Source organism: Planomicrobium okeanokoites, assembly GCF_003428875.1.
Classification (GTDB): domain Bacteria; phylum Bacillota; class Bacilli; order Bacillales_A; family Planococcaceae; genus Planococcus; species Planococcus okeanokoites.
The window spans coordinates 368,535-380,834 of record NZ_QQRS01000001.1; the positions used below are offsets into that span (position 1 = coordinate 368,535).

At 46.6% G+C, this 12,300-nt stretch carries 10 protein-coding genes; 8 read left to right on the forward strand and 2 right to left on the reverse strand.

Translation table 11 applies throughout. The features are described from left to right. Positions 1-17 precede the first annotated feature (17 nt). The 4 genes from D2910_RS01890 to rnz all read left to right on the forward strand — a co-directional run bounded on the left by D2910_RS01890 (position 18) and on the right by rnz (position 4,971). Positions 18-1,559 (forward strand): acyl-CoA carboxylase subunit beta, encoded by a 1,542-nt coding sequence (locus tag D2910_RS01890; protein WP_084246000.1) that lies wholly within the window; start codon positions 18-20, stop codon positions 1,557-1,559. Between the two features lie 18 nt (positions 1,560-1,577). Continuing rightward, positions 1,578-2,696 carry a M20/M25/M40 family metallo-hydrolase gene (locus D2910_RS01895; protein WP_117312211.1) on the forward strand — a complete coding sequence of 373 codons (1,119 nt, stop codon included), beginning with the start codon at positions 1,578-1,580 and terminating at the stop codon, positions 2,694-2,696. 87 nt (positions 2,697-2,783) lie between these two features. Then, positions 2,784-4,019: a DNA polymerase IV gene (locus tag D2910_RS01900; RefSeq protein WP_117312212.1), complete on the forward strand. Its 1,236-nt coding sequence runs from the start codon at positions 2,784-2,786 to the stop codon at positions 4,017-4,019. A gap of 7 nt (positions 4,020-4,026) precedes the next feature. After that, on the forward strand, positions 4,027-4,971 hold the full coding sequence (gene rnz, locus D2910_RS01905; protein ID WP_117312213.1) for a ribonuclease Z: 945 nt from the start codon (positions 4,027-4,029) through the stop codon (positions 4,969-4,971). Between the two features lie 540 nt (positions 4,972-5,511). On the opposite strand, the gene namA is transcribed toward rnz, so the two are convergent. Together namA and proC are read right to left on the reverse strand one after the other, a co-directional pair. After that, entirely contained in the window at positions 5,512-6,528 is a 1,017-nt protein-coding gene (gene namA, locus D2910_RS01910; RefSeq protein WP_117312214.1) for an NADPH dehydrogenase NamA, read from the reverse strand. Between the two features lie 43 nt (positions 6,529-6,571). Beyond that, entirely contained in the window at positions 6,572-7,375 is an 804-nt protein-coding gene (proC, locus tag D2910_RS01915) for a pyrroline-5-carboxylate reductase (protein ID WP_117312215.1), read from the reverse strand. A gap of 336 nt (positions 7,376-7,711) precedes the next feature. On the opposite strand from proC, the gene D2910_RS01920 reads away from it, so the two are divergent. From D2910_RS01920 to argH, 4 genes are all read left to right on the forward strand, one after another. Further along, complete coding sequence (locus D2910_RS01920; protein WP_117312583.1) at positions 7,712-8,710, forward strand: MBL fold metallo-hydrolase; 999 nt, start codon at positions 7,712-7,714, stop codon at positions 8,708-8,710. Between the two features lie 139 nt (positions 8,711-8,849). Further along, positions 8,850-9,398 (forward strand): hypothetical protein, encoded by a 549-nt coding sequence (locus D2910_RS01925; RefSeq protein WP_240633546.1) that lies wholly within the window; start codon positions 8,850-8,852, stop codon positions 9,396-9,398. A gap of 112 nt (positions 9,399-9,510) precedes the next feature. Beyond that, entirely contained in the window at positions 9,511-10,773 is a 1,263-nt protein-coding gene (locus D2910_RS01930) for an argininosuccinate synthase (protein ID WP_205854573.1), read from the forward strand. Next, positions 10,770-12,146 (forward strand): argininosuccinate lyase, encoded by a 1,377-nt coding sequence (gene argH, locus D2910_RS01935; protein ID WP_117312217.1) that lies wholly within the window; start codon positions 10,770-10,772, stop codon positions 12,144-12,146. The genes D2910_RS01930 and argH overlap by 4 nt, the downstream gene beginning before the upstream one ends. The last annotated feature ends 154 nt before the right edge of the window (positions 12,147-12,300 follow it).

Below are 12,300 nucleotides of genomic sequence, written 5' to 3' on the forward strand. Positions count from 1 at the left end.
AGGGGTGTTAGTCTAGTATGGATATCTATGAAAGAATTAATGAATTATACGACCGCAAACGCAAGATTGAACTTGGGGGCGGAGAAGACAGAATTGACAAGCAGCATGAAAAAGGCAAATTGACTGCTCGTGAGCGCATCGATTTGCTGGTTGACGAAGGGTCTTTTGTGGAATTGAACCCATTTGTTGAACACCGCACAGTAGATTTCGATATGGCGGAAGGTCCAGGTGAAGGCGTTGTCACCGGATACGGTAAAGTCGACGGCCGGCCGATCTATCTGTTTTCACAGGATTTCACTGTTTTTGGCGGCGCATTGGGTGAAATGCATGCGATGAAAATAGCGAATGTCATGGATCTTGCCGCAAAAAATGGCGCACCGTTTATCGGCCTGAACGATTCAGGTGGTGCACGTATTCAGGAAGGTGTCCTGTCACTTGATGGTTATGGCAAGATTTTCTATCGCAATTCCATCTATTCGGGGGTCATTCCACAGATTTCAGTAATTTTAGGGCCTTCTGCCGGCGGAGCGGTCTATTCGCCTGCCATAACTGATTTTGTGTTTATGGTCGATAAAACCAGCCAGATGTTCATTACCGGACCAAAGGTTATCGAAACTGTAACAGGCGAAAAGATTTCATCAGAGGATCTCGGAGGATCACGAGTACATACTGCCATCAGCGGCAACGCCCATTTCCGCTCCGATTCGGAAGAAGAAGTATTGAAAATGGTGCGCCGCTTGATTGCCTATTTGCCTCAAAATAATCAGGAATTGCCGCCACGTCTTGAAACAGGTGAAGATGACGATTACCGTCCGGATCTTGCTGACGTCGTTCCTTATGAAGCCATCCGTCCATATGACGTGCGCAAAGTAGTGGAACAAGTGGTTGATAAAGACAGCTTCATGGAAGTTCAGCCGGAATTTGCCCGTAATATTGTCATTGGTCTTGCGCGCATCAAAGGCGAAACCGTCGGTCTTGTCTGCAACCAGCCGAAAGTCATGGCGGGTGGACTGGATATCGATTCTTCAGATAAAGCAGCGCGCTTTATCCGATTCTGTGATTCGTTCAATATTCCGTTGATCACTTTTGAAGATGTTACCGGGTTTTTCCCGGGCATCAAACAGGAACACGGCGGCATCATCCGTCACGGAGCGAAGATCCTGTACGCTTATTCGGAAGCGACGGTGCCTAAAATGACTGTCATTTTACGTAAAGCATACGGCGGGGCATACGTGGCACTCAATTCAAAATCGATCGGTGCCGATCTGGTTTATTCATGGCCGAATGCTGAAATTGCGGTAATGGGGCCGCAAGGGGCTGCAAATATCATCTTTGCACGTGAAATTGCCGCTAGTGATGATCCGGAAGCGACGCGTGCCGCGAAGATTGAGGAATATCGTGTGAAATTCGCAAATCCATATGTAGCCGCTGCCCGCGGTATGGTGGATGATGTCATCGATCCGCGCGAGACGCGCATCAAGCTGATCCAGGCGCTGGAAATGATGCGCCATAAGAAAGACTCAAGACCGGCGAAAAAACATGGCAATATGCCGCTTTAAGGAAAGGATGAGGACCAGATGCAAAAAGAAAGATTGTTGAATGAATTTCTGGAATTGGTTCAAATCGATTCTGAAACGAAAAATGAAGGCCATATTGCTGAAGTATTGAAAGTGAAACTGGAAGAAATGGGTTTCCATATTGCAGAAGATGATTCCTCGCTCCGCAATGGCCACGGAGCCAACAATCTTGTTGCGACACTTCGAGGGGCGGCATCGAATGTGCCTGCCATCTATTTCACCGTGCATATGGATACAGTAGTGCCGGGCAATGGCGTTAAACCGCAAATTCGCGACGGCTATGTCTATTCGGATGGCACAACCATTCTTGGCGCAGACGACAAAGCCGGTATTGCGGCGTTATTTGAAATGATACGTTCGATCCAGGAAGAACAGATCGAACACGGTGATATCCAATTGGTCATAACAGCGGGTGAAGAAAGCGGTCTTGCAGGCGCCAAGGAATTCGATTCTTCCCTTCTGTTCGCAAAATTCGGCTACGCGGTCGACAGCGACGGCAAAGTCGGGGGCATCGTTACATCGGCTCCGAACCAGGCAAAACTTTGGACGACCATATATGGTAAGACAGCTCATGCCGGTGTAGCGCCTGAAAAAGGCGTTTCAGCCATCAATATTGCAGCGAAAGCCATCTCTTCCATGAAGCTTGGCCGCATAGACGATGAAACAACTGCAAACATCGGCCGTTTTGAAGGCGGCAAAGCAACCAACATCGTTTGTGAAGAAGTGAATATCCTGTCGGAAGCCCGCTCAATCCGGGAAGATAAACTGGCTGCCCAAACTGCCCATATGGAAAGCGTCTTTGAGGATACTGCTGCAAGTTTCGGCTGTACAGCTAAAACTGAAGTGAAATTGATGTATCCTGGCTTCCATTTTGAAGAAGATGAACCTGTTGTTGAAATTGCGAAACGCGCTGCCGAAAAAATCGGCCGGCCATCCCCTGTTTTAACAAGCGGTGGCGGAAGTGACGCCAATATATTCAATGGTTTCGGGATTCCGACGGTCAATCTTTGTGTCGGATATGAAGAAATCCATACAAAAAATGAACGGATGCCGATTGAAGAGCTTGAAAAACTGGCAGAAATGCTGGTCGAAATCATCAAGGAAACTTCTCGGGTTTAATTATATCCGAATAGAAGGAAGAGAGAACAGGATGTATGTTCTCTCTTTTTTTGTTAAAATAAAAGAAAATCAATTGGAGCGATTGCAATGGCTGGCCGAGTTATATTCCATATCGATATGAATAGTTTCTATGCCTCTGTTGAGCAGTCGCATGACCCCACATTAAAGGGGAAAGCCCTTGCCATTGCCGGTAATCCGAAGGAAAGGCGAGGCATCATCGTCACTTGTTCCTACGAAGCGAGAGCACATGGCATCTACACCACAATGCAGGTCCATGAAGCAAAAAGGAAATTTCCGGAATTGATTCTATTGCCTCCGAATTTTGAGCGTTATCGGGCTGCTTCAAAAGCGATGTTCGATATTCTTCGTTCGTATACACTTCAGGTTGAACCTGTCTCAATAGATGAAGCTTATCTGGATGTAACGGATCTGCTTGATGAACGCTCAGCGCCAGGGCTGGCGGAAGAACTGCAGATGCGTATCAAAGCTGAACTGGATCTGCCTTGTTCAATCGGCATTGCACCGAATAAATTCCTGGCAAAAACAGCTTCCGATATGAAAAAGCCGATGGGTGTCACGATTCTGCGCAAGAGGGATATCCAAAAAATGCTGTGGCCGCTGCCGGTGATTGAAATGCATGGAATCGGGGATAGTACGGCCGAAAAATTGAAGCGGCTGGGAATTTTGACAATAGGGGATCTGGCCACGGCCAATCCAGGACTTATTAAAGAGAAAATGGGGAAAAACGGCATCAGGCTGCAAGCTCGCGCTAATGGCATCGACAGCCGTGAAGTGGATCCCGATTCGATATATGACACGAAAAGTGTCGGCACTTCCACAACTTTGCCGATCGATGAAACCGATGAAGAAAACCTGAAAAAGATTTTTCGGCAATTAAGCGATAAAGTGGCCAGCCGGCTTGAAGCCAAAGAATTGGCAGGTCCGACTGTCAGTATACAGACACGCAGTTCCGATTGGCAAAACCGTACCCGGAGTCTGACTTTAAAGAATACTGTCTGGAAAGCGGATGATATCAACCGTAATGCCTGGAGTTTATTTACGAAGCATTGGAACGGGGAACCGCTCCGCCTGGTCGGCGTGACGGTATCGAATGTTGTGGACAAAGGTGAAATGACCGAACAATTATCGCTGTTCAATTTTCAGGAACATGTAAAAGATGAACCGATTCTTGATCTGATGTCCAAGCTGGAAAAAAAATTCGGTAAATCTGTTTTATCAAAAGGCACTAAATCGAAAAAAAGCAATTACGATTCCAAAACCAGTTTCAGCAAAGATTTTCTGGATGATCACGAAAGAAAGTAGGAAATGTATGCAATTATTATTTTTGGGGACAGGAGCGGGCATGCCATCCAAACAACGCAATACTTCGGCTTTAGCGCTAAAACTCCTGGAGGAGAGGGGTGCTGTTTGGCTATTTGATTGCGGGGAGGCGACGCAGCACCAGATTCTCCACACAACATTAAAACCACGGAAGATCGAGAAGATCTTTATCACTCATCTTCATGGGGATCACATTTATGGTTTGCCGGGACTCCTGGGATCCCGGTCGTTCCAGGGCGGCGATGAACCGGTTGAAATCTACGGGCCGCCGGGGATAAAAGAGTTTGTAGAAAGTGTTCTGCGTATCAGCAGAACGCATCTCAATTATACGATTCGTATTATTGAGGACTTGGAAGGGAACATTTTTGAAGACGAATCAATGAAGGTCACAACTGCAAAACTCGATCATGTCATCCCGTCCTATGGTTTCAGGATCGAACAAAAACCGCTGCCGCCGAGACTGCTGATTGACCAGGCGAAGGAAAAAGGGGTTCCAAAAGGGCCGCTGTTGGCAAAACTGAAAAGCGGGGAAGATGTTACTTTGGACGACGGTTCAATCATCAAAAGTGTCGATGTCACAGAACCAGGACAAAAGGGCTTCATAGTCACCATACTCGGTGATACCCGATTTTGCCAAGCAGCGATTGAACTTGGCCGGAATGCGGATGTGCTCGTCCATGAAGGGACTTTTGATGCGACTACAGAAAAATTGGCAGGCGAGTATGGGCACTCAACGATAAAGGAAGCGGCAGAAACTGCGAAACAAGCGGATGCCGCTACGCTGCTCGTCAATCATATGAGCTCCCGATTCCTGCCGGAAGACGAAAAGCAGCTGGTGAAAGAAATGCGCAATGTACATGAACAATCCTTTATTGCACATGATTTCGATGAGTTTGAATGGAAAATCCATGAGCGGCGGTTGAAAAAGCTATAAGCGACGGATGCGGAAGTCTTGTAAAAAACAAGGCTTCTTTTTTTATGGAAAAGAGATTACTATGCGAATAAAGCAAAATATATAATGAGCTAAAGAGATTTGTAGGAATTATTCCCAGTTCAAATAAAAAAAAATTCATTATTATGGATATTTCGATTTATTTTCAGCTAAATAATAGAACAAACGTTCTGTTTGTGATAAAATGAAGTTACAGCTGTATGAGGGCGGTTTGGCCATTCCCCAAGGAAAGGGGGTGGTGATATGACGGTTTATGAATCATTTGGATTGGTCTTTACGAGCATCGGGCTGACGATCAGCGGCTTGAGCCTGATCATTTCAATGATTTTAGTCGCAAATAAAAAAAAATAACCGTCCCATGTGGCGTGGAATGACGGTTATTTAATGCCTTGAATTCCAGCCAACCGCTCTAAGATCGCGGCATACAGCTGGCCGAATGCCAAAGCATTCGGTTTTTTGCGTTACTTATATAGTACTCATTATATTCTTATTATACTAAATCTACTCTATTTTGCAACTGACTTATACCCATCCCCGTTTATAAGGCACAGGAGCTTCTATTTCAGCTCCAAGCTCTTTGGATGCACGGTAAGGCCAGTAAGGGTCGCGGAGCAGTTCGCGGGCAAGGAACACCATATCCGCCCGGTCATTCTGAAGGATTTCTTCAGCCTGCAGGGGACTTGTGATCAAGCCGACTGCGCCGGTCGGTATATTTGCTCCTTGTCGGATTGTTTCGGCAAATTTGACCTGATAACCTGGATAAACGGGAATATTGGCAGGCACCAGAGCGCCGGAGCTGACATCGATCAGATCCACGCCTTGTTGTTTCATCCAGCTCGCCATTTCAATATACAGCTCAGGAGTCATGCCGCCATCTGTATAATCGTGGGCTGAAATTCTGACGAAAAGGGGTTTCTGCCATACCTCGTTGACCGCATCAATGATTTCCCGCAGAAAGCGGTACCGGTTTTCGGCACTGCCTCCGTATTCATCCGTCCGCTTATTTGTCAGGGGTGAGAGGAACTCGTTGATCAAATATCCGTGTGCCGCATGCAGTTCGATGACATCAAAGCCGGCTTGATCCGACCGGATGGCGCCCTGTTTAAAGGCATTGACAGTCTCTTTAATTTCCTGCTTTGCCATTTCAACAGGAGTCTTATAATTTTCATTGAAAGGCAGGGGTGATGGGGCCTGGATTTCACCTTCGACCGTCGCTTTTCTCCCGGCATGCGCCAATTGGATGGCGGTTTTGGCGCCTGAAATTTTTATCAGTCGCACAAGTTCGGTCAGCCCCTCAACATGTGAGTCTTCCCATATGCCGAGGTCGCGGGCAGAAATGCGGCCTTGCGGCTGAACCGCGGTCGCTTCAAGCATGATCAGACCGGAACCGCCCACTGCGCGGCTCGGGTAATGGATCCGGTGCCAGTCAGTGACGCGGCCATCCTCCCCATCGCTTTCATACATGCACATGGGTGCCATTACGATCCTGTTTTTGAAAGTCACATTTTTTATAGTTAAATTTTCAAAAAGTTTCGCCATGAATAATCCTCCTCTATACATACATTACAGTATACCGGAAGAATTATTTGAATTCCTTGCCAAGCTCTCGGGACCTTGCTGCTGCAGCGCTGACACATTGCTCCACGATGTCCTTGAAATTATTCTCGGCAAGTGAATCCAGTCCTGCCGCTGTTGTACCGTTCGGGCTGGTCACTTTCCGGCGCAATTCCGCAAAATCTTCCTGCTGCATCATCTCGGCTGCACCTAAGAAAGTCTGGCGCACCAATTTTTTTGAATCTGCAGCCGACAGTCCGTTTGCCACACCCGCTTCTCGCATCGCTTCCGCGAAGTAATACAGGTATGCAGGCCCGCTTCCGGCCACGCCTGTCAGCGCGTGCAATTGATCTTCTTCGACCACAGTCACGCTGCCGATGGATGATAGCAGATTGCGAAGTTCGTGCTGCTGTTCTTTCGTCACATATTTGCTCCAGGCTACGCCTGTTGCGGATTTTCCGACTTGAGCCGAGGTGTTCGGCATCGCCCGTGCAACCGGGAAGTTCCCGACATGGCGCTGGATCGTTTCAATCGACACTCCCGCAGCTACGGAGACAATCACTGTATTGCCTGTCAATTTCTTTTTGATGCCGGCAAGCGCAGCAGCAACATCTTTCGGTTTCATTGCTAATAAGATGAAATTCGCGTCTTTTAACTCTGTCTTGTCTTCGTCGACGATATTGACGCCGTATTCGTCATGCAAAAATTCCAGGCGTTCATAATCCGATCTGTTCATTACCGAAATTTCTTCAGGTTTCATTATCCGTTTATTGATCCACCCATGAATCATGGATTCAGCCATTGATCCGGCTCCTACACATACAATTTTCATCTTTCTCCACTTCCTTTTCTCAAAATAAAAAGCGCAATCATCCCTGTTCATCAAGGACGAAAACGCTGTGTTTCCGCGGTACCACCTAGCTTTGTCAATTAAGACACCACTCGATATCCTTAACGCGGATCTACGGCCGTGTTTCCAAGGCAGCTCAAAAGCAGGTTCAAAAAGGGAGAGGGAGGTGCGCATTTCAGCATCAGCTGCACTCTCTTTACACCGTCACCTTTTTTACTGATCTTCATCATCGCTCACATATGTATATCAATTATACGGACACCTATTTTGATTGTCAAATAGCGATTCGGGGTGACGTGATGGGTTTTTAGCGGTATGATGGATGAATACTCATTCATTTTTAAGGGGAGATCTATCGTGAATATAAATGACCATCTGCATAGAATTATCATCCCGACGCCTTTTGCGGTCGGGGATGTTAATTCCTATCTATTGAAAGGGGATGCATTGACTCTCATCGATGCTGGACCTAAAACGCCTGAAGCATGGGAAGCGATCAAATACGGTTTAAATGAAGCGGGCTACGGTCCGGAAGATGTCGAACAAGTGATTCTGACACATCACCATCCCGATCATGCAGGCTGGATAGATGGTTTTGAGAATGCAAAATTATTCGGTCATCCTTATAACGACCTCTGGTTGAGAAGAGATCAGGCATTTTTTGATTTTCACGATGCTTTCTATCTTGAACGCCTGAAAGAAGAGGGAGTACCGGAAGATCAGCTGTACTGGATCAAGCGCATGAAGCGTCCGCTCAGCCTGATGGGCAGCCGTCCGCTTGATATGACGATCAACGAAGGCGACGTTTTGCCGGGCCATCCCGGCTGGGAAGTCATGGAGACATTAGGGCACGCCCAGAGCCATCTGTCTTTCTGGAATAAAGAGAGCGGTGAAATGATCGGCGGCGATCATGTAATCGCAAAAGTTTCCTCAAACCCATTGATTGAACCGCCGCTTGATCCCTCAATGGGCAGACCAAAATCACTGCTGCAATATAACGCTTCGCTGGCAAGGCTTTTGAAAATGCCGGTCGAAGTCATTTACAGCGGCCACGGTGAAGAAGTGCGGAACAGCCATGAATTGATTTCTGAACGCCTTGCTAAGCAGCATGAGCGGGCGATGAAAGTTCTCGCGATGCTTGGCGGCGATGAAAAAACGGTCTATGAATTGACCGTGGAGTTATTCCCCCGCGCATATGAGAAAGAACTGGGCTTAACCTTGTCGGAAACGATCGGACAAATCGATTATCTGCTGGAGGATGGCCTGATTACAGAACGGATGGATGATCAGGGAATCTTCCATTACAAAGAAGCCTAAATTTACTGCTAATTGTTTTTATTGCAACTATTCGGTTGAGCGTGTAAAATAAACGCGTCAGTAACTAAGTTTATGCCATCACGATTAACAGGAAAAGGAATGAATCGATTTGAAAAAATGGGGTTTATTATTAGCTGGGATGTTATTCTTGTCAGCGTGTTCGGAAGAAGAAGCAAAACCTGCTGAAACCGAAGAAAAAGAAGAAGCGGCAGCAGAGCAGGAACAAGTTGAAATGACGGAAAGCGGGTTCATCACCCAGATCCGTAATGATAAAGTGTTGGTCAATAATATCTATTTCGCGGTGGACGAAGAAGTCACAGTGGATTCAGGCAATGGTTCTGACAGCACTGAAGCTGTTCTTAGTGACATCCGTACAGGCATGAAAGTCGAAATCGATTATAAAGGGCCATTGGAGCAAGCTTTTCCGCTGCAAGCGGAAGCTGAAAGCATCACAATCCTGAACGATGCTGAATCAGTCAAGCAATCCGAAGCTTTACAGGCCTATATCAATAAAGAACAACTTGCCAGCCTGCTTATACTGGGGCAGCCGATTGTAAGGGATAACGAAATCGGATTCCTCTTCAATAATATGGATACCGGCAAAATGCAGGAAGTCCGCATCGATCTGGATACGCATGAATATACAGAAGGCAACGAAGAAGACGCGGAAACAGAAGACGCAAGTTAAAGCAGTACGGTGGAACCCGGTTCCACCGTATTTTTTTTTATGTGATTTTTCAACCGTTACCACTTGCATGAAATATTTATGCGTGTTATTGTATGTATATTAATTTTAATTAATGTATAAAAATACAAAGGTGGTTATTCTATTGAATAAAAAAATCGTACTTGCCTATTCTGGCGGACTTGATACATCGGTGGCTATTCCATGGCTGAAAGCAGAAGGATATGATGTCGTGGCTGTGTGCCTGGACATCGGTGAAGGAAAGGATCTTGAATTCATTAAACAAAAAGCGCTTCAGGTTGGAGCGGTCGAAAGTTATATGGTGGATGCCAGAGACGAATTCGCGGATAATTATGCATTAATATCCATGCAGGCGCATACGTTGTATGAAGGTAAGTATCCACTTGTCTCAGCGCTTTCCCGTCCCTTGATTTCGAAGAAGCTGGTAGAAATCGCTGAACAATGCGGCGCGATAGCAGTGGCGCACGGATGCACAGGAAAAGGCAACGACCAGGTGCGTTTCGAAGTATCGATCAAATCCCTTAATCCGGGGCTTGAAGTTGTGGCTCCTGTCAGACAATGGGGTTGGTCACGTGATGAAGAAATTGCTTATGCGAAGCAGCATGATGTGCCGATACCGGTTAACTTGGACAGTCCTTTTTCAATCGATATGAATCTATGGGGCCGCGCCAATGAATGCGGAATCCTTGAAGATCCGTGGGCGACACCGCCTGCAGATGCCTACGAATTGACCAATGCACTGGAAGACACACCGGACACGCCGGATATCGTCGAAATCGAATTCGTGCAAGGAAAACCGGTGAAACTTGATGGTATCGCCTATACATTCAAAGAATTGATATTCGAATTGAACCATTTGGCCGGCAAGCATGGCGTCGGACGGATCGATCATGTGGAAAACCGCCTTGTCGGCATCAAATCCCGTGAGATCTATGAAGCTCCAGCAGCCATGACATTGATTGCGGCGCATAAAGAACTGGAAGACATCACGCTGGTAAAAGAAATGGCGCATTTCAAACCGGTCATCGAGAAGAAGATGACGGAACTGATTTATGAAGGCTTATGGTTCTCGCCGCTGCGTACAGCGCTTGAAGCATTCCTAAAAGAAACACAGGAGTTCGTCAATGGGACAGTTCGCGTCAAATTATTCAAAGGCCATTCAATCATTGAAGGGCGCAAGTCCCCGAATTCATTATACAGCGAACAATTGGCGACTTACTCAACGGATGACACGTTCAATCACCAGTCGGCTGTCGGCTTTATCGAATTATGGGGTCTTCCGACAGTCGTCAACTCAATGGTCAATAAAAAACCGGTGCCTGTCACGGAACAGGTAAAAGAAGAGGTGAAATCATGACCAAACTCTGGGGCGGCCGTTTTCAAAAGTCGGCTGAACAATGGGTGGATGAGTTCGGTGCTTCGATCGGTTTTGACCAAAAACTGGTGATGGAAGATATCCAAGGCAGCAAAGCACATGTAAAAATGCTCGGAAATTGCGGGATCTTGACGGAGGATGAGTCTTCACTGATCCTTTCCGGACTGGAAACATTGAAGCAGAAAGCGGATGCCGGTGAACTAGAATACAGTTCAGCAAACGAAGACATCCATTTGAATCTTGAAAAATTCCTGATTGATGAAATCGGTCCAGTCGGAGGAAAACTCCATACAGGGAGAAGCCGTAATGATCAGGTAGCGACTGATATGCATCTATACCTGAAAAACCGGGTCGGTGAAATAATTCAAGCTGTCGATCATTTTCAGCAGGCCATCGCTGAACAAGCCGAAAGCCATGTCGAAACCGTGGTTCCAGGTTATACACATCTTCAGCGTGCACAGCCTATATCATTCGGCCATCATCTGATGACATATTTCTGGATGCTGCAGCGTGACAAAGAGCGCTTACGTGAATCCTTGAAGCGCATTGATATCTCACCGCTTGGAGCAGGTGCAATGTCCGGGACGACATTCCCGATCGACCGCGAAATGGCGGCTGAATATCTTGGTTTTGCAGGTGTCTATGCCAATAGCATCGACGCGGTCAGTGACCGGGATTTCATCGTCGAATTCCTGTCGAACGCTTCAATGCTGATGATGCATATGTCACGCTTCGCCGAAGAGATCATTTTATGGTCAAGTGAAGAATTCCGGTTCATCGAGCTGGATGACACATTCTCGACCGGGTCGAGCATCATGCCCCAGAAAAAGAATCCTGATATGGCCGAATTGATCCGCGGCAAAACAGGGCGCGTTTACGGCAACCTGTTTGGATTATTGACCACCTTAAAAGGATTGCCGCTGGCATACAATAAAGATATGCAGGAAGATAAGGAAGGGATGTTCGATACCGTTCATACTTTGACGGGAACATTGCCGATTTTCGAAGGGATGATCCGCACGATGACAGTGCGCACAGATTCCATGGAAGGGGCGGTATCCGCAGATTTTTCCAATGCCACTGAACTGGCCGACTATCTTGCGGCGAAAGGAATGCCTTTCAGGGAAGCACATGACGTCACCGGAAAACTGGTGTTTACCTGTATCCAACGAGGATATTATTTGAAAGATCTGCCGTTTGAAGATATGAAAGCGGCGAGTCCGTTGATCGGTGAAGATATCTACAAGACCCTGGAGCCCCGTACGGCTGTTGAACGACGGAATTCATTGGGCGGCACCGGATTCGAGCAGGTTCGCAAGCAATTGGAATTGGCGAAAACGCTTGTTGATCAATAAAATTAATGTTCACTATAAAAGGAACCAAAGCAGAAATTATTTTTTGCTTTGGTTTCTTTTTTGCCGAATTCTACAGCGGAAGGCTGATTTATTTCATTTTACGAAATACTTCTTCCTATTTTATCGAAACATTTGATAAACTTAAAAAGTTCAC